This is a genomic window from Streptomyces sp. NPDC015345, assembly GCF_043078805.1.
Classification (GTDB): Bacteria; Actinomycetota; Actinomycetes; order Streptomycetales; family Streptomycetaceae; genus Streptomyces.
Genome location: NZ_JBIBTX010000011.1, coordinates 64,393 through 81,272 on the forward strand (window position 1 = coordinate 64,393; position 16,880 = coordinate 81,272).

The following is a 16,880-nucleotide window of genomic DNA, read 5'->3' on the forward strand; positions in this document are numbered from 1 at the left end:
TCACTCCGCCACGGGTGCCCGCTCCCCGACCCGCCGCAGGACGAGGAGCCCGCCGACGCCGGGGACGAGGGCGCGCCACCGGGTGCCCGGTGCCGCGGCCGAGGCCGCCGTCCACGTGGCCGCGATGACGACGAGATACGCGGTGCCGTGCAGCGGGCCGAGGAGCGCGGAGAGCGCGGGCGCGTGGACGGTGAAGAGGTTGCCGAGCAGCAGGACGAGCGAGGCGGCCTCGGCGGCGGCCGCGAAGCGGAGCGTACGCACGCTGCTCACGCTCCCGTCGTGGAGCCGGGGCGGACGATCATCAGCACCACGACGACCGCCCAGAGGAGATTGAAGACGCCGGTGAGCATGGTCAGCCGGGCGGCGACGGGCCGAGCCGCCTCCTCGGCGCCTCCAGGGGATTCCGCCAGCGCGAGCAGGACCCGCTGCCCCGGCAGGACGGCCAGCGCCAGCAGGCCCGCCGCGCCCGCCGTCAGGACGAGCGAGACGATCAGCCACGCGTCGCCGAGGACACCGAGCTGCGCGCCGGTGGCTATCCCGAACACCGGCACGGCGATACCGGCGAGCGCGTAGCCCCGGCAGACCCGGTGCAGCAGCGCGGCCACCTTCGGCCCCTCGCCGCCGATCGCCCGCAGCGCTTGGCGCGGGAACATCGAGGCGGCCACGGTGATGGAACCGACGGCGAGGATCGCCACGAGCACGTGGACGGACAACAGCAGTTTGGTCACGCCGAACCTCCGAGCGGTTATGTGTTGGCAGCCAATACATACACTGCCTACGCAGACTTTGTGTAGGCTGCCTACTCATGAAGGCGGATGCGGTGCGAGGGCACCTCGACGGACTGCTGCTGGCCGTACTGGAACCGGGCCCCCTGCACGGGTACGCGATCATCGCCGCCGTGCAGCGCCGCAGCGGCGGCGCGCTGGAGCTGCGTACGGGCACGATCTACCCGGCCCTGAACCGCCTGGAGCGGCTCGGCCTGCTGAGCAGCAGCTGGCAGTCGTCCGGTGAACGGCGGCGCAGGTGCTACGAGTTGACGGACGCCGGCCGGGCGACGCTGGCCGGGGAGCGGGCGGCGTGGGCGGAATTCACCGAGGCGATCGGCTCGGTCCTGAACCCGGGCCCGACCCCTGGGCTCGCCACATGAGCCCCGCCGACCGGCTCGTACAGGAGTACGCGGCCGACCTGACCGCCGCGCTGCACGGCCCGGCCAAGGCGAAGTCCCGGCTGGTCGAGGAGGTACGGGACGGCCTCGCCGACACGGCCGCCGCGTACGCCGATGCCGGGCTGCCTGCGGAGGACGCCGCCCGCCAGGCGGTACGGGAGTTCGGCACCGTCGAGGAGCTGGCCCCCAGCTGCCAGCGCGAACTGACCGTCGCCCAGGCACGGCACACGGCACGGGCCGTCACGCTCACGGCCCCCTTCCTGCTCGCCTGCTGGTACCTGGCAAGGACCGCGGGCCACGACCCCGCCTGGCAACTGCCTGCGGCCGCCCAGCTGCTGGCCGTCCACCTGGCCTTCGTCGCAACGATCGCCGCGCTGCTCGCCGCGGCGACCCTGACCGCCACCGGCAGCCTCGCCCGCCGCCTCCCGACCCCGGAACGCCTGCCGCTGCTCGTCGCCTGGGCGGGCACCACGGCCAGCGGAGCCATGGCCGCCGCGACCCTCGCGCTCGCCACGGCGGCGACGCTGACCACGGACTGGCCCCTGCTGACCTTCGCCGGAGCCCTGTCCGCCACCGCCCACGCAACGGTCGCGACCTCGGCCCGCGCTTGCCGGCGGTGCGCGCGGCTGCCCGTCGTCGCGGTGACCGGCGTACGGAGCTAGGGTCTGTCGCGAAGGCGGCCAGTGTGGCGGGAGGTGGGGACCCGCTGTCCGCGGATGGCACGCGGCGTGCGGATCGAGGTGCGTGACGCCTTTGGCGAGTTGCCGCGACCGGTTCCGGCCGGGTCTACCCCGCGTGCAGCATCAATCCGATCCCCGCCACCATCAACCCCGCCGCCACCAGCCGCGGCGCCCCGAACCGCTCCTTGAAGAAGATCGCGCCGATCGCCGCGCCGACGATGATCGAGGACTCGCGGAGCGCGGAGACCGGGGCCAGCTCCGCCTTCGTCTGGGCCCACAGGACCAGGCCGTACGCGCCGACGGACAGGGCCGCGCCCAGCAGGCCCACCGCCACGAACGGGCGGAGTCTCGTGGGCAGTTCGCCCCGCCAGCGGTACGCCGCGTAGAGCGGGATCGCGGCGCCCTCCAGGATCATCAGCCACGCGATGTACCCCATCGAGGAGCCCGACGCCCGTACGCCGAGGCCGTCCACCACCGTGTACGCCGCGATGGAGACGCCCGTCGCCAGGGCCGCGCCGAGCGCAGGCCAGTCCGGGCGGCGCCCCGATCCCCGTATGCCCCACAGCGCCAGGCCCGTCAGGCCCGCGCACGACACCGCCACGCCCGCCGCCTGCCAGCCGTCCGGTACCTCGCCCGCGAAGACCGCCGCCAGGACGGTGACCACCAGCGGCGCCGTGCCGCGCGCGATCGGGTAGGCCTGGCCGAAGTCGCCGAGCTTGAACGACCGCATCAGCAGGGCGTAGTAGCCGACGTGGATCACCGCCGAGAGGATCAGGTACGGCCAGGCCTCCGCCGCCGGGATCGCGACGAAGGGGGCCAGGAGCAGGCCTATCAGCGCGCCGCCGCCGGAGATGAGCGTGAAGCCGACCAGCTTGTCCGTGATGTGGTGGGCTATCGCGTTCCAGCCGGCGTGCGTGACGGCGGCGAGCAGGACCGCCGCCGCGACCAGCGGCGTCACTTCGCGGTCTCGCGTACGTCCACCACGGTGCCGCCCGCGTGGGCGATCAGCGTCTTCGGGTCCATCGGGAAGACGGCGTACGGCGTGCCCGCCGCCGCCCACACCACGTCGTGCTCCAGCAGGGAGCGGTCGGCGAGCACCCGGGTCCTGGTCACGTGGCCGAAGGGCGGTACGCCGCCGATCGCGTAGCCGGTGGTCGCCCGGACCACGTCCGCCTTCGCGCGCGTGACCTTCTCCGCGCCCAACTCCCGCCGTACCAGCTCCACATCGACCCTCGACGCGCCGTCCATCAGGACCAGGACGGGAACGCCGTCCGCCGCGAAGATCAGGGACTTGCAGATCTGGCTCAGCTCGCAGCCGATCGCGGCGGCGGCCTCCTGCGCGGTGCGGGTCTGCTCCGGGAAGCGGCGGGTCCGGCCGATCACGTCGGCCAGACCCAGTTCGCGAAGGGCCTCGGCGAAACGGGGGTGGGCATCGGATGCTTCGGGTGCGGTAGCGCTCATGCCCGGCACGCTAGCGGTCCGTGTACCGGCCACGCGACCACGTATGTGCCGGAGGCGTACCGGAGATCCCGGCCGCGCGATCCCGTACGGCCGCTCTCAGCTCCCCGCCAGCAGCATCGCCCGCACCAACGGCCCAGCCGACTCCCCGCCGTGCCCGCCCTCCCGCACGACCGCCGCCGACGCCAGGTCGCCCCGGTACGCCGTGAACCAGCCGTTCGGCTTCTTCTGGTTGTCGACCTCCGCCGAGCCCGTCTTCGCGCCCGAGTCGGCGCCGAGGCCCCGCATCGGCTCCGCCGCGGTGCCGGCCACCGCCGTGTAGTGCATGAGGTCGCGCAGCGCCGCCGCCGTCGCCCCCGACATCTTGCGCGGTGCCGTCGCCAGTGCGCGGTCGTCGACGTCCGGCGAGACCAGGTACGGCTGCCTGAACGTGCCGGACTTCACCGTCGCCGCCACCGACGCCATGTTGAGCGGGTTCATCCGCACTCCGCCCTGGCCGATCAGAGACGCCGCCATCTGCGCGTCCGCCTGCACCGGGACCGCGCCGTCGAAGGTCGGCACACCGATCGACCAGTTGTTCCGGCCGAGGCCGAAGACCTCCTGTGCCTGCCGGGTCAGGGAGTCGTTCTCCAGCTTCTTGGCCTGGCTGATGAAGGCCGTGTTGCAGGAGCGCGCGAAGCTCGCCCGGAACGTGCCGTTCTTGATCTGGAACTTGTCGTCGTTCTGGAACTTCCAGCCGCCGTACGTGGAGTACTTGGGGCACGGGTGCTTCTTGTCCACCCCCGCCAGCTTCTTCTCCAGCAGCATCGACGCGCTGACGACCTTCATCGTCGAGCCCGGCGCGAGGGAGCCCTGGAAGGCCGTGTTGAAACCGGTCGGGTTGGAGTTGGCGGCGGCCAGGATCTCCCCGGTGCTCGGCTTCACGACGACCACGGACGCCTGCTTCCGCTTGGCCGTCTCCCGCTCCGCCGCGGCCTGGAGCGAGCCGCTGAACGTGGTCTTCAGCGTCCCCGGGGTGCCGGGCGCGATCGTCAGAAGCGTCTTGTCCGGCACCGGCTTGGCGCCGTCATCGGCCTTGGCGTCGTTCTCCGCCCTCCCGGACTTCCCGGTCGCCTTGCCGTCCTCCGCCCGCACCACCCGCAGCTCGACGCCCGCCGTGCCACCGGCCTTCTTGCCGTACTTCTCGCGCAGGCTGTCGAGGACCGCGCCGAGCGAGGGGTACTTCGCCGCCGTCAGCTCGGCGCCCTTGCGGTCCACCGCCTTGATCGGCGGGTCGCCCGCCTCACCGGTGACCAGGCGGTCCCCCGGCCGCAGCTCGGGATGGAGCACCGAGGGGCGCCAGTCGACCAGCGTTTCGCCGTCGCTCTTCCTGCGCACCACGGTGAGTTCGGACGCGTACGAGTAGGGCTTGCTCACTCCCTCGTACGACACCATGGCGGCCGCCTTGAACGGCACCTCGGCGCCCGAGCGCTTGCCCGGCTTCAGCCGCACCTTCGTGAGCCGGCCGTCCTTGCGGTAGGACGTCAGGGCCTTCCTCGCCGCCGTGCGGTCGTCCGTCAGCGCGGCGGCCCGCGCCACGTCACCCTCCGCCCAGGCGGTCAGGAACTCCCGCGAGGTCGCGCGGATCTCGGCGGACGTGGGCGGACCCGTCGGCACCGACTTCTCCTCGCCGGTCGCCTCGCCGGACGCCGAGCCACCGGAGAGCGCGAACGCGGCGGCCCCCATGCCGCACACGACGACGGCCGCCGCCCCGGCGAGCACGCCCCTGCGCACCCGCACGTTCCGCACTCCGACGCTCTTGCGCTCAGTGGCGCGCCTTCGCTTGCCCACAAACCCTCCGCAGTTCCCCAGAGCTGCCCATGCTCCTCACCGAAAGGCCACCTTAGAGGCGTACGGAGAAGCCCTCGACCACTTTGCCGCCCGGCGAAGCCCTACCCCGCGCGCAGGACGTCCGCGACGATCGGCCCCGCCGCGTCACCGCCGTGCCCGCCCCGCTGTGCCATCGCGGCGGCCGCCACATCGCCGCGGTAGCCCGTGAACCAGCTGTCGGACTCCGCCCGGCCGTCCACCTCCGCCGAGCCCGTCTTCGCCCCGACGTCCCCGGTCAGGCCGGCCATGGCACGCGCCCCGGTGCCGCTGACCGCCGTGCGGTGCATCATCTGGCGCAGCTGCGCGACGGTGGGGGCGGGCAGGCCCCGGGCGGTGGCCAGTTCGCGGCCGTCCAAGGAGCGCGGCACGATGACCGGCTGCCGGAAGGTGCCCGTCATCGCGGTCGCCGTGACCGAGGCCATGTCCAGCGGGCTCATCTGGACCTTGCCCTGACCGAGGGCGTTGGCGGCGCGGTCCGGGCCCGGGGCGGGCGGGACGGCTCCGTCGAAGGAGGAGACGCCGACCTTCCAGTCGCCCCTGCCGAGGCCGAAGTTGTTCTGTGCCACCTCGGTGAGGGAGGCGTCGGTCAGCCCCTCCTCGTCGATGAGCTTCACGAACGCGGTGTTGCAGGAGCGCGCGAAGCTGTCCGAGAACGTCGCGGACTCGTCCGGGGCCATGCCCTTGAGGTTGGGGAAGGTCTGGCTCTGCCAGACCGCCGTGGCCGGGCAGGGCGCCGGGCCGCTCGCCTTGGTGACGCCCTTGTCGATGAGCATCGCCGCCGTGACGATCTTCATGGTCGAGCCGGGGGCCACCTTGCCGAGGAACGCCGCGTTGAAGGCGTCCTTGCGGTTGTTGGCGACCGCGAGGACCTCACCGGTGCTCGGCTTCAGCGCCACCACCGACGACTCGTCGTAGCGCAGCACCGCCCGCTCCGCCGCCTTCTGCAGGCCCGCGCTGAGCGTCGTACGGAGCTTGCCCGCCTTGCCCTTCTGGAGGGTGAGCAGCGTGCGCGTCACCGCCTCGGAGCCCCCGTCCGCCGGCTGCACGTACAGCTCCACGCCCGGTGTGCCGCCCGCCTTCTCGCCGTACTTGGTTCGCAGCGCGTCCAGCATCGGTCCGAGCGAGGGGTAGTCCTTCTTGCGCAGGGCGACGCCCGCGCGGTCCACCGTCTTCAGGGGCGGCGCCGCGGCCTCACCCGTCACGAGCGTGTCGCCCTTCTCCAGGGAGGGGTGCAGGACGCTCTCCGACCAGTCGACGAGCGCGCGTCCCGTGGTCTCACCCCGCACGACGGTGAGCTTGGAGTCGTAGGCGAGCCGCTTGCTCTTCCCCTTGTACGAGACGGTGGCCGACACGGAGAACGGCACGTGCGCGCCGGACGCCCGCTTCGGCGTCAGCTTCACCTTGGAGACGTGCGCGTCCTCGCGGTAGCCGGCCAGGGCGTCCGATGCCGCCGCGTCGTCGTTCGTGTACCCCGCCGCCTGCCGGGCGTCGCCCGCCGCCCACGCGTCGAGGAACTTCCGCGCGGTCTCCCGGACCTCACCGCTGGTCGGCGGCCCGGTCCGCAAGGGGGCCGGTCCGGCTCCGGTGGACCCACCGCCCCCGGTCACCCCGTTCACCAGGTTGTACGTGCCATAACCGGCGCCCCCCACCATGACGGCGAAGATCCCGCCGACCAGAGCGGCCTTTGCTCCCTTGCGCACGATGCGCTCCCCTCCCCAGGAGCCTTCCCGAAGGCATACGGGAAGGTCGTTCCTTCGGCACCTTATGGGGAAGGGGAGAAACCTGGGACGTCCGTTATCCGAAGGTGTCTGTTCACACCCATGTATCCAGCCACATTCGCGAACGCCATGAATCGACGGGAATCGCGGTGCCGGTATAGATGGGCCAGAAGTAGATGAAATTCCACAGGACGAGCAGGATCAGCACGCCCGAACCCGCGGCCCCCGCCACCCGGCGCCGCTCACTGGAGCCCGGCGGCCCCAGAATCGCGCCGATCAGCATCGCCACCGCCAGACACAGGAACGGCACGAACACGACCGCGTAGAAATAGAAGATCGTCCGCTCCTGGTAGAAGAACCAGGGCAGATAACCCGCGAACACCCCGCAGAGAATCGCGCCCGCCCGCCAGTCGCGCCGGAAGAACCAGCGCCACAGGACGTAGAGCAGCGCGAGGGCGGCGAGCCACCACAGCAGCGGCGTGCCGAGCGCGAGGACCTCGCGGGCGCACTTCTCCGTGGTGCCGGCGGGGCAGCCGTCCTTGCCGGGCAGCGGCGACTCGTAGAAGTACGAGACGGGGCGGCCGTCGACGATCCAGCTCCACGGGTTGGACTGGTAGGTGTGCGGCGAGGAGAGCCCCACGTGGAACTCGTACACCGCGTGTTCGTAGTGCCACAGGCTGCGCAGCCAGTCCGGCAGCCACGTCCAGCTGCCGCCCCGCCCCGACGTCGCCGCCCAGTCGCGGTAGTAGCCGCCGGTGCCGTCCGTCGGGGAGAGGATCCAGCCGAGCCAGGACACGACGTACGTCATGAGCGCCACCGGCACCGTCGACACGAACGCCGGGAGCACGTCGCGCCGCAGCACCGCGCGGTAGGGCCGGTCCGCCCCGGCGACGCGGCGCGCCCCGACGTCCCAGAGCACCGTCATCAGGCAGAGGAAGACCATGACGTACAGGCCGTTCCACTTGGTGCCGAAGGCAAGGCCAAGGCAGAGCCCGGCCGCCCACCGCCAGGGCCGCCACCCGAGGCGCAGCGTCTCGGCGACGTGCGCGTCGGCGCGGATGATGCCGTCCTCGTCGACCGGCAGCGCCGCCGCCAGCCTGGCCCGCGCGTGGTCCCGGTCGATCAGGAAGCACCCGAAGGCGGCGAGGACGAAGAACATCAGGACCTGGTCGAGCAGCGCGGTGCGGCTCATCACGAAGTGCAGGCCGTCCACCGCGAGCAGCGCGCCCGCCAGGCAGCCGAGGAACGTGGAGCGGAAGAGGCGCCGCCCGATCCGGCACAGCATCAGGACGGAGAGGGTGCCGAGCACCGCCGTCATGAACCGCCAGCCGAACGGGTCGAAGCCGAACAGCCACTCACCGGCGCCGATCACGTACTTGCCGACCGGCGGATGCACCACGTACGCCGCGTCGTGCGGGATCGCGATGTCGCTGCCCTGCCGCAGCACGTCGTCGTTGATCTTCTCCGGCCAGTTGACCTCGAAGCCGCGGTGGATGAGCGCCCAGGCGTCCTTCGCGTAGTACGTCTCGTCGAATATCACGGCCTTCGGATTGCCGAGGTTCCAGAAGCGCATCACCCCGGCGACGAGCGTGACCAGCAGCGGGCCCGCCCACGCCGACCAGCGCACCAGCTGGTCGGCGGCCGGCTTCGCCACGCCGAGCGTCATCCACAGGCGGGGTCCCGGCTCGGTGTACGGGGGCACCAGCCGCGCCGTGATGTCCGCCGGGGGGCGCGCCGCGTAGCCGAATCGGCGCAGCCGCCGAGGCCACGAGGGCTGCTGCTCCTCGGCTGCCTGGCCCTCGCGGGTGTCCGGGGAAGACGCGGTACTGGTCACCGCGCCATCGTAGGGAACCGAGGTGTGCGAGTCCCGCTGGTGGGCCCTGCGAGGATGGATCCGTGACAGGAAGCGCAGATTCCCCCGGAACCCTCGTGTTGGCAGGCACTCCCATCGGCGATGTCGCCGACGCGCCGCCACGGCTCGCCGCCGAGCTGGCGTCCGCCGACGTCGTCGCCGCCGAGGACACCCGGCGCCTGCGCCGGCTCACCCAGGCGCTCGGCGTGCAGGTCGGCGGCCGTGTCGTCTCCTACTTCGAGGGCAACGAATCCGCGCGCACCCCCGAGCTGGTCGAGGCCCTCGCGGACGGCGCGCGCGTGCTCCTCGTGACGGATGCCGGGATGCCGTCGGTGTCCGACCCCGGTTACCGCCTCGTCGCCGCCGCAGTGGAGCGGGACATCAAGGTGACCGCCGTGCCGGGCCCCTCGGCCGTGCTCACCGCGCTCGCCCTGTCCGGTCTGCCGGTCGACCGCTTCTGCTTCGAGGGCTTCCTGCCGCGCAAGGCGGGCGAGCGGCTCTCCCGCCTGAAGGAGGTCGCCGAGGACCGCAGGACGCTCGTCTACTTCGAGGCCCCGCACCGCATCGACGACACGCTCACCGCGATGGCCGAGGCGTTCGGCGCGGACCGCAGGGCGGCGGTCTGCCGCGAGCTGACCAAGACGTACGAAGAGGTCAGGCGCGGCTCCCTCGCGGAGCTTGCCGCCTGGGCCGCCGACGGGGTGCGCGGTGAGATCACCGTCGTCGTCGAGGGCGCCCCGGAGAAGAGCGCGGCCGATCTCGGCCCCGGCGAGCTGGTGCGCAGGGTGCTGGTGCGCGAGGAGGCGGGGGAGCGGCGCAAGGAGGCGATCGCCGCGGTCGCCGCCGAAGCGGGCGTTCCCAAGCGCGAGGTCTTCGATGCCGTCGTCGCGGCAAAGAACGCGGCTCGAAGCGGCCCATCGGAGGGCAAAGGACTATCGTGAAAGGCAAAGCGCGGGCCGCGCACGGGGCTTGTTTCCCACGGAATCGCCAAATCGGCCTCAACGCTCGACAGATCTGATGCGCTCGCTCCGGGAAAGGCGTCCACTGGTCGTGGGGACGCGTGGCGCTTGTCCCCCGGACAACGCTTGTCCCCCGGACAAGAGGAGCAGCTGGCATGAGTGAGATCGCAGGCACCGGCCACCCCCGGACGGCGCTCGACGTCGTCCATGAGTCATACGCGTTCGCCTGCATGCGTTGCGGGCATGGCTGGGAACAGTCGTACGAGATCGAGCATCACGTGGACGCCAGGGGCCAGGAATTCGTGATGTACCTGGCCGACGGTCAGCATGTGCCGTCGCCGCTGTCCCGCCCCACCTGCCTGAACTGCGGCGGCCACGTCGTACGGATCATGCGCGCGGGCCAGGTGTCGTCGGTCCTGGACATGATGCGGCGCCAGCGCGAGGGCGGCCCCGGGCGCGGGGCCGGTCAGGTGAGCGGGCAGGCGGGCGAGCCCGCGGGCGCGACGGATTCCGACGTGCGGGCCGCGGGGCCGGGGCCCGTGCCGGTGCCGGCCGCGCGCGGACACGAGCACCACTGGCATCTGTCCGACCTGCTGCACCCCTTCCAGCACCGCAGGGCGCGCTGAGACGCACCCGTCCGGCGCGAGAGACCGCACCCGCCAGGCGGGGCAGACGCCCCCGCCCGGCGAGGCCCGCCGCTTCGTAGGATCGGGGGCATGCCTTCGAAGAACGCCGACGTCCCGCCGCCCCTGCCCGCACCGCTCGGGGTGGCGGTCGCCGACTCCCACACCCATCTCGACATGCAGTCCGGCACGGTGGCGGAAGCGCTCGCCAAGGCCGCATCGGTGGGCGTCACGACGGTCGTCCAGGTCGGCTGCGACGTGCGCGGCTCCCAGTGGGCGGCGGCCACCGCCGCCGAGTACGACGCCGTGCACGCCGCCGTCGCCCTGCACCCCAACGAGGCGCCCCGCGTCGTGCTCGGCGACCCAGACGGCTGGTCCCGGCAGGGCGCGCGCGAGGCGGGCGGCGAGGCCGCGCTCGACGAGGCGCTCGCCGAGATCGACCGGCTCGCGGCGCAGCCCCAGGTGAGGGGCGTCGGCGAGACCGGCCTCGACCACTTCCGCACCGGCCCGGAGGGCATGGCCGCCCAGGAGCGGTCCTTCCGCGCCCACATCGAGATCGCCAAGCGGCACGGCAAGGCCCTCGTCATCCACGACCGCGAGGCGCACGCGGACGTGCTGCGGGTCCTGAAGGAGGAGGGCGCCCCCGAGCGCACCGTCTTCCACTGCTACTCCGGGGACGCCGAGATGGCCCGGATCTGTGCGGAGCACGGCTACTTCATGTCCTTCGCGGGCAACGTCACGTTCAAGAACGCGCAGGGGCTGCGGGACGCGCTGGCCGTCGCGCCGCTGGAGCTGGTGCTCGTCGAGACCGACGCGCCCTTCCTCACGCCCGCCCCCTACCGCGGCCGGCCCAACGCCCCGTATCTCATCCCGGTCACCGTGCGCGCCATGGCGGAGGTCCGCGGCATCGACGAGGACGCCATGGCCACGGCCCTCTCCGCGAATACCGCACGCGCCTTCGATTACTGAGTGATCACCGGCCGATAACGTAACGACGCTCCGTAGCCGGTCGACTTTGGAGAGTGACGACGGCTCCGCTAGGTTCTGTCCGCCCGGTCCGGACCCCTGGAGCGTCATCGTGAGCAAGTCGCAGTACGAGACGTACGAAGCGCCGTATGGCCTCGCGGAAGCGCCGTATGACCTTCCGCGTGACTTTTCGTGCGAGCCGACCGAGCCGTACGGCCAGGTGACCGAGCCGTACGGCCAGGCATACGTGCCGGGCCAGGCGTCCGGCCCGCCTTCCGCCCCCGGCGGTGGCAGCGGCGGCAGCGGTGGGCGGGCCGAGGCGCGGCGGGCCGCGCGCCGCCGGAGGACCACGCGGGGCACCACCGGCGGCCCCGGCACCTCCGAGCGGGCCGTGGCGCTGCGGCGGCTGGTGCCGCAGGCCCTCGTCGTCGCCTTCCTCGCGGGCGGCACGTCCGCGTTCGTCGCCAACGACAAGGCCGTGCGGCTGAGCGTCGACGGCGAGCCGCGCACCCTGCACACCTTCGCCGACGACGTCAGCGAACTCCTCGCCGACGAAGGCCTCGCCGTCGGCGCCCACGACATCGTCGCGCCCGCCACGGGCACCGCCCTGGCCAGCGGCGACGAGATCGCCGTGCGCTACGGCCGGCCCGTCCACCTCACCCTCGACGGCGAGCGGCGCGAGGTGTGGACCACGGCCCACACCGTCGACGGCGCCCTGCGCCAGCTCGGGGTGCGCGCGGAAGGCGCGCACCTGTCGGCCTCCCGCGGCCGCCGGATCGGCCGCGCCGGGCTCGATCTCGCCGTCCGCACGGAACGCACCGTCACGATCATGGCGGACGGCCGGGAGCGGACCATCCGCACGAACGCGGCGACCGTGCGGGAGGCCGTCGAGGAGGCCGGGGTCACCCTCCGCGGCCAGGACACCACGTCGGTGGCGCCCGACAGCTTCCCGCGCGACGGCCAGACCGTCACGGTCATGCGGATCACCGGGGCGAGGGAGGTACGGGAGGAGGCCATCCCCTTCGACGTGCACAGGATCGAGGACCCGGCGCTGTTCCGCGGCACGGAGGCCGTGGCGCAGGCGGGGCGGCCGGGCGCCCGGCGCGTCACGTACGCGCTGCGCAGCGTCAATGGCGTCAAGCAGCGGCCGCGGCGCGTGAGCTCCGAGGTGGTGCGCGCGCCGCAGGACCAGATCGTGAAGGTCGGCACCCGGCAGAAGCCGCAGACGGTGGCCGGTGCGGAGGGGCTGGACTGGGGTGCGCTCGCGCGCTGCGAGTCGGGCGGCCGACCGGACGCGGTCGATCCATCGGGCACGTACGGCGGGCTCTACCAGTTCGACACACGGACCTGGCAGGCCCTCGGCGGCACGGGCCGCCCCCAGGACGCCTCCGCGTCGGAACAGACGTACCGTGCGAAGAAGCTGTACGTGCAGCGGGGGGCGAGTCCGTGGCCGCACTGCGGGGGACGGTTGCGGGGATGAGGTGCCGCGGGGCTCTGCCGTCTGTCGGCCGCGGGTGTGTTGTGGTCGCTCGCGCAGTTCCCCGCGCGCCTGAAGGGCGCGCGGCGAAGCCGCGGCTTCGAGGGACCCCGGCGGCTTCCGCGGCCCGGAGGCCGGGCCAGGCACCGTAACCTTGAGCCGTGAGCACTGAGCACGGCGCCCTCCTCGGCCCCGCCGACATCCGCGAACTGGCCGCTGCCCTGGGCGTACGCCCCACCAAGCAGCGCGGCCAGAACTTCGTCATCGACGCCAACACCGTGCGGCGCATCGTCCGCACCGCGGAAGTCCGCCCGGACGACGTCGTCGTCGAGGTCGGCCCGGGCCTCGGGTCCCTGACCCTGGCCCTGCTGGAGACCGCCGCCCACGTCACCGCCGTCGAGATCGACGACGTACTCGCCGCCGCCCTGCCCGCGACCATCGTGGCCCGCCTCCCCCAGAAGGCCGCCCACTTCGCGCTGGTGCACAGCGACGCCATGCTCGTGCGCGAACTGCCGGGCCCGGCGCCCACCGCGCTCGTCGCGAACCTCCCGTACAACGTCGCCGTTCCCGTGCTCCTCCACATGCTCGACACCTTCCCGACCATCGAGCGCACGCTCGTGATGGTGCAGGCCGAGGTCGCCGACCGGCTCGCCGCGGCCCCCGGCTCGAAGGTGTACGGAGTGCCGTCCGTGAAGGCCAACTGGTACGCCGACGTGAAGCGCGCCGGATCCATCGGACGCAACGTCTTCTGGCCCGCGCCGAACGTCGACTCCGGGCTCGTCTCCCTGGTGCGCCGCGCCGAGCCGGTGAAGACCACCGCGTCCAAGCGTGAGGTCTTCGCCGTCGTCGACGCCGCCTTCGCGCAGCGCAGGAAGACGCTGCGGGCCGCCCTGTCCGGCTGGGCCGGGTCGGCCGCCGCCGCGGAGGCCGCCCTGGTCGCCGCCGGAGTCTCCCCGCAGGCGCGCGGCGAGGCCCTGACCGTGGAGGAGTTCGCGCGCATCGCAGAGCACAAGGAGGCCGCCGCGTGAGCGTGACGGTACGGGTCCCCGCGAAGGTCAACGTCCAGCTCGCCGTGGGCGCCGCCCGCCCCGACGGCTTCCACGACCTTGCCAACGTCTTCCTCGCCGTCGGCCTCTACGACGAGGTCACGGTCACGCCCGCCGACGAACTGCGGGTGACCTGCGAGGGCCCCGGCTTTGACCAGGTGCCCCTGGACCGTACGAACCTCGCCGCCCGTGCCGCCGAACTGCTGGCCGCGCGCCACGGCATCGCGCCCGACGTCCACCTCCACATCGCCAAGGACATCCCCGTCGCCGGCGGCATGGCGGGCGGCAGTGCGGACGGCGCCGCCGCGCTCGTGGCGTGCGACGCGCTGTGGGGGACGGACGCGACCCGCGACGAGCTGCTCGACGTCTGCGCCGAGCTCGGCAGCGACGTGCCGTTCAGCCTGGTCGGCGGGGCCGCGCTCGGCACCGGGCGCGGCGAGAAGCTTCAGCCGCTGGAGGTCGGCGGCACCTTCCACTGGGTGTTCGCCGTCGCCGACGGAGGGCTCTCCACGCCCGCCGTGTACCGCGAGTTCGACCGGCTCACCCCTGACGCACCCGCCCCCGAGGCGTCCCCGGCGCTGCTCGAAGCGCTGCGCACGGGCGACGCCGAAGCCCTCGCCGCCACCGTCGCCAACGACCTCCAGCCCGCCGCGCTCTCCCTCTTCCCCGCGCTCCACGACACCCTCGCGGCGGGCACGGCGGCGGGCGCCCTGGCCGCGCTGGTCTCCGGCTCGGGCCCGACGACGGCGTTCCTCACGGCCGACGCCACGTCCGCCCGCAAGGTCGCCGACGCGCTGACGGCCTCCGGCACGTGCCGCACGGCGCGTGCGGCGATGTCCCCGGCCCTGGGGGCCCGGATCGTCTAGTCGGCGCCGGTGGGCGCCCCGAAGGGGGCGCGGGGAACTGCGCGACCAGCCACGACGTACCCGCGGCGGACCCCGGACGCGGCGGAGCGCTCACATACTCACTCCCGGATCTGAGTACGCGCACGCTGACGCGCGGACGGCACGACAGGCGACCGTACGTCCATGGGATCAAGCGTTCGCGAACTGGCCGAGAAGACGCCCGCCGGGCGTGACCGGTACATCGACCTGCTGCGGGTCGCCTCGCTCGGCACGGTCGTCGCCGGGCACTGGCTGATGGCCGCCGTCACCATCGGCGACGACGGCCGCGCCGAGATCGGCAACCTCCTCGCCGTCGTACCGCAACTCCAGCTCCTCACCTGGGCGTTGCAGATCATGCCGGTGTTCTTCTTCGTCGGCGGCTTCTCGCACGCTCTGTCGTACCGCTCGCTGAGCCGCGCCTCGAACGGCGGCTCGGTCTACTCGGCTTTCCTGCGCGCCCGCCTCCAGCGGCTGCTGCGCCCCACCATGGTCTTCATAGGCGTGTGGGGCGCGGGCGCGCTGATCCTGCAACTGGGCGGCCAGGGCGGCGGACTGCTCGACGTCGCACTCCGCCTCGTCGCCCAGCCGCTGTGGTTCATCGGCATCTACCTGGCGATGGTCGCCTTCACACCGCCGCTGCTGCGGCTGCACGAGCGGTGGGGCTGGGGCGCGTTCGGCGCGCTCGTGGCCGCCGCGGGCGCCGTCGACGTGGCCCGCTTCGCGTTCGGCGTGCCGTACCTGGAGTTCCTGAACTTCGCCTTCGTGTGGCTCGCGGTGCACCAGCTCGGATTCCTGCGCGTGGACGGGAAGCTGCGGCTGCCGTACGCCCTCGCGGGCACCGGCCTGACCGGCGCCGCGCTCCTGGTCGCCGTCGGCCCCTATCCGCTCTCCATGGTCGGCATGCCCGGCGAGCGCGTCTCCAACATGGCCCCGCCCACCTTCGCCCTCCTCTGCCACGGCCTGTGGCTGGTCGGCGCGGTGGAGGCGCTGCGCGGCCCGGCGACGCGGTGGCTGGCGCGGCCCCGGGTCTGGCGGGGCGTGGTGGCGGCCAACGGCATCTCCATGACGGCGTTCCTCTGGCACCTGACGGCGATGCTCGGGGTGTACGGGATGCTGCTCGCCCTCCGTGTTCCGCTCCCGGAGCCCGCGAGCGCCGCGTGGTGGGCGCAGGTCCCGCTGCGGATGGCGGTGGCCGCGGCCCTGACGGCGGCACTGGTGGCGGCCTTCCGCCGCTTCGAACGCCCGGCGGCGGCGGAGCCGATCGCTCCCGGAACGGCCTCGGGCCCGGCGGCGGCACTCGGCGTCACGCTCTGCCTCTTCGGGGTGCTCGGCCTGTCGATGGTCGGCTTCGGGGGCCTGCTGGAGGGGCGTGCGGCGATGCTGGTGGCCGTCCACGTGACGGCTCCGGCGGCGGTGGCGATGGCGCTGGTGGGGTGGCTGCTGGTGGAGCGGGCGGGGCGGGGCTCCGCCGTCTCTACAGCTCGTCGATGGCGTTGAGGTCGATGTCGATGCCGAAGGGCACGGTGATCTTGAGGCGGTCGTGGTAAATGCCGGTCAGGGCGTACGTACCGGACACCGTGCCGAGTTCGTATACCTGGACGACAGGGTGATCGTCCTGGCCCGCCATCTCCACCAGCCAGAAGTGGCGGATTCCGGCGGCGGCGTACTTGCGCGGCTTGGTGTCCCGATCGCGCGCCTCCGAGTCGGGGGAGACGACTTCCACGGCGAGAAGGACGTCGGCGGCGGCGAAGGAGGTCTGGTCGCGGCTCTTGACGGCTTCCTTGCGGACGACGGAGATGTCCGGTTCGGGGCCGTTGCGGCGGTCGAGGACGACGGTCATCTCCCGACTCACCCGCATCTCCGCCGGCACGCTGCTGCGGAGCCCGTTCACCAGCAGATCGATGGCGAGGCTGTGGAACAGGCGTTGCGGACTCACGAAGATCAAGCTCCCGTCGATCAGCTCGGTGTGCGGCGGGAGGTCGGGCAGCGTGTGCAGGTCGTCCACGGTCCAGCCCTCCGGCGGCGGCACCGGCCAGCGGGTCCCGGACACCGGCTCGGAGATCGGCTCGGAAATCGGCTCGGCGGTCATGGTTCCTCCCATGGGCGGGATTCTTCGGCCTGCATCCCCACCGTAGCCGCCACGTTCCGGATCCGTCATCACAAAGAGTGAGCGCCCCGGTACC

Annotated in this window: 17 protein-coding genes; 9 read left to right on the forward strand and 8 right to left on the reverse strand. The window is 72.9% G+C overall.

The genetic code is table 11. The features are described 5' to 3' along the window. Both ACF062_RS34785 and ACF062_RS34790 read right to left on the reverse strand, forming a co-directional pair. A complete protein-coding gene (locus ACF062_RS34785) occupies positions 1-270 on the reverse strand; it encodes a hypothetical protein (RefSeq protein WP_392143581.1) in 270 nt (89 codons plus the stop codon). Then, positions 267-728 (reverse strand): hypothetical protein, encoded by a 462-nt coding sequence (locus tag ACF062_RS34790; protein WP_392143582.1) that lies wholly within the window; start codon positions 726-728, stop codon positions 267-269. The genes ACF062_RS34785 and ACF062_RS34790 overlap by 4 nt, the downstream gene beginning before the upstream one ends. 77 nt (positions 729-805) lie before the next feature. Here ACF062_RS34790 and ACF062_RS34795 point away from each other — a divergent pair, with 77 nt between their 5' ends. Both ACF062_RS34795 and ACF062_RS34800 read left to right on the forward strand, forming a co-directional pair. After that, complete coding sequence (locus ACF062_RS34795) at positions 806-1,147, forward strand: helix-turn-helix transcriptional regulator (protein WP_356573851.1); 342 nt, start codon at positions 806-808, stop codon at positions 1,145-1,147. Further along, positions 1,144-1,827 carry a permease prefix domain 1-containing protein gene (locus tag ACF062_RS34800; protein ID WP_392143583.1) on the forward strand — a complete coding sequence of 228 codons (684 nt, stop codon included), beginning with the start codon at positions 1,144-1,146 and terminating at the stop codon, positions 1,825-1,827. The genes ACF062_RS34795 and ACF062_RS34800 overlap by 4 nt, the downstream gene beginning before the upstream one ends. A gap of 124 nt (positions 1,828-1,951) precedes the next feature. Here ACF062_RS34800 and ACF062_RS34805 read toward each other — a convergent pair whose 3' ends face one another. From ACF062_RS34805 to ACF062_RS34825, 5 genes are all read right to left on the reverse strand, one after another. Next, positions 1,952-2,803, reverse strand: a complete 852-nt coding sequence (locus ACF062_RS34805) for an EamA family transporter (RefSeq protein ID WP_392143584.1) — start codon at positions 2,801-2,803, stop codon at positions 1,952-1,954. Next, entirely contained in the window at positions 2,800-3,306 is a 507-nt protein-coding gene (locus ACF062_RS34810; RefSeq protein ID WP_392143585.1) for a YbaK/EbsC family protein, read from the reverse strand. Before ACF062_RS34810 ends, ACF062_RS34805 begins: the two co-directional genes overlap by 4 nt. A 96-nt stretch (positions 3,307-3,402) precedes the next feature. Further along, positions 3,403-5,133, reverse strand: coding sequence for a penicillin-binding transpeptidase domain-containing protein (locus ACF062_RS34815; protein ID WP_392143586.1), 1,731 nt, complete (start codon positions 5,131-5,133; stop codon positions 3,403-3,405). Between the two features lie 101 nt (positions 5,134-5,234). After that, positions 5,235-6,872 (reverse strand): penicillin-binding transpeptidase domain-containing protein, encoded by a 1,638-nt coding sequence (locus ACF062_RS34820; RefSeq protein ID WP_392143587.1) that lies wholly within the window; start codon positions 6,870-6,872, stop codon positions 5,235-5,237. 112 nt (positions 6,873-6,984) lie between these two features. Beyond that, positions 6,985-8,724 (reverse strand): dolichyl-phosphate-mannose--protein mannosyltransferase, encoded by a 1,740-nt coding sequence (locus ACF062_RS34825; protein WP_392143588.1) that lies wholly within the window; start codon positions 8,722-8,724, stop codon positions 6,985-6,987. Positions 8,725-8,786: 62 nt separating this feature from the next. Here ACF062_RS34825 and rsmI point away from each other — a divergent pair, with 62 nt between their 5' ends. From rsmI to ACF062_RS34860, 7 genes are all read left to right on the forward strand, one after another. Then, the gene (gene rsmI / locus ACF062_RS34830; RefSeq protein ID WP_392143589.1) at positions 8,787-9,683 is read left to right on the forward strand and encodes a 16S rRNA (cytidine(1402)-2'-O)-methyltransferase; all 897 of its coding nucleotides are present in this window, start codon (positions 8,787-8,789) and stop codon (positions 9,681-9,683) included. 173 nt (positions 9,684-9,856) lie between these two features. Beyond that, the gene (locus ACF062_RS34835; protein ID WP_392143590.1) at positions 9,857-10,327 is read left to right on the forward strand and encodes a hypothetical protein; all 471 of its coding nucleotides are present in this window, start codon (positions 9,857-9,859) and stop codon (positions 10,325-10,327) included. A gap of 90 nt (positions 10,328-10,417) precedes the next feature. Next, complete coding sequence (locus tag ACF062_RS34840; RefSeq protein ID WP_392143591.1) at positions 10,418-11,293, forward strand: TatD family hydrolase; 876 nt, start codon at positions 10,418-10,420, stop codon at positions 11,291-11,293. A gap of 109 nt (positions 11,294-11,402) precedes the next feature. Beyond that, the gene (locus ACF062_RS34845) at positions 11,403-12,770 is read left to right on the forward strand and encodes a ubiquitin-like domain-containing protein (RefSeq protein ID WP_392143592.1); all 1,368 of its coding nucleotides are present in this window, start codon (positions 11,403-11,405) and stop codon (positions 12,768-12,770) included. A gap of 158 nt (positions 12,771-12,928) precedes the next feature. Next, positions 12,929-13,795: a 16S rRNA (adenine(1518)-N(6)/adenine(1519)-N(6))-dimethyltransferase RsmA gene (gene rsmA / locus ACF062_RS34850; RefSeq protein ID WP_392143593.1), complete on the forward strand. Its 867-nt coding sequence runs from the start codon at positions 12,929-12,931 to the stop codon at positions 13,793-13,795. Then, the gene (locus ACF062_RS34855; protein WP_392143594.1) at positions 13,792-14,679 is read left to right on the forward strand and encodes a 4-(cytidine 5'-diphospho)-2-C-methyl-D-erythritol kinase; all 888 of its coding nucleotides are present in this window, start codon (positions 13,792-13,794) and stop codon (positions 14,677-14,679) included. Before rsmA ends, ACF062_RS34855 begins: the two co-directional genes overlap by 4 nt. A 162-nt stretch (positions 14,680-14,841) precedes the next feature. Further along, the gene (locus ACF062_RS34860; protein WP_392143595.1) at positions 14,842-16,194 is read left to right on the forward strand and encodes an acyltransferase; all 1,353 of its coding nucleotides are present in this window, start codon (positions 14,842-14,844) and stop codon (positions 16,192-16,194) included. Here ACF062_RS34860 and ACF062_RS34865 read toward each other — a convergent pair. Then, a complete protein-coding gene (locus tag ACF062_RS34865; RefSeq protein ID WP_392143596.1) occupies positions 16,172-16,798 on the reverse strand; it encodes a Uma2 family endonuclease in 627 nt (208 codons plus the stop codon). The genes ACF062_RS34860 and ACF062_RS34865 overlap by 23 nt on opposite strands. Positions 16,799-16,880 lie beyond the last annotated feature (82 nt).

What these genes read in the sequence shown, in the direction of transcription:
- ACF062_RS34800 (WP_392143583.1), top strand. Translation starts at nt 1,144, where the DNA reads ATGAGCCCCGCCGACCGGCTCGTACAGGAGTACGCGGCCGACCTGACC.
- ACF062_RS34795 (WP_356573851.1), top strand. Translation starts at nt 806, where the DNA reads ATGAAGGCGGATGCGGTGCGAGGGCACCTCGACGGACTGCTGCTGGCC.
- ACF062_RS34840 (WP_392143591.1), top strand. Translation starts at nt 10,418, where the DNA reads ATGCCTTCGAAGAACGCCGACGTCCCGCCGCCCCTGCCCGCACCGCTC.
- ACF062_RS34860 (WP_392143595.1), top strand. Translation starts at nt 14,842, where the DNA reads ATGGGATCAAGCGTTCGCGAACTGGCCGAGAAGACGCCCGCCGGGCGT.
- ACF062_RS34810 (WP_392143585.1), bottom strand. Translation starts at nt 3,306, where the DNA reads ATGAGCGCTACCGCACCCGAAGCATCCGATGCCCACCCCCGTTTCGCC.
- ACF062_RS34835 (WP_392143590.1), top strand. Translation starts at nt 9,857, where the DNA reads ATGAGTGAGATCGCAGGCACCGGCCACCCCCGGACGGCGCTCGACGTC.
- ACF062_RS34865 (WP_392143596.1), bottom strand. Translation starts at nt 16,798, where the DNA reads ATGGGAGGAACCATGACCGCCGAGCCGATTTCCGAGCCGATCTCCGAG.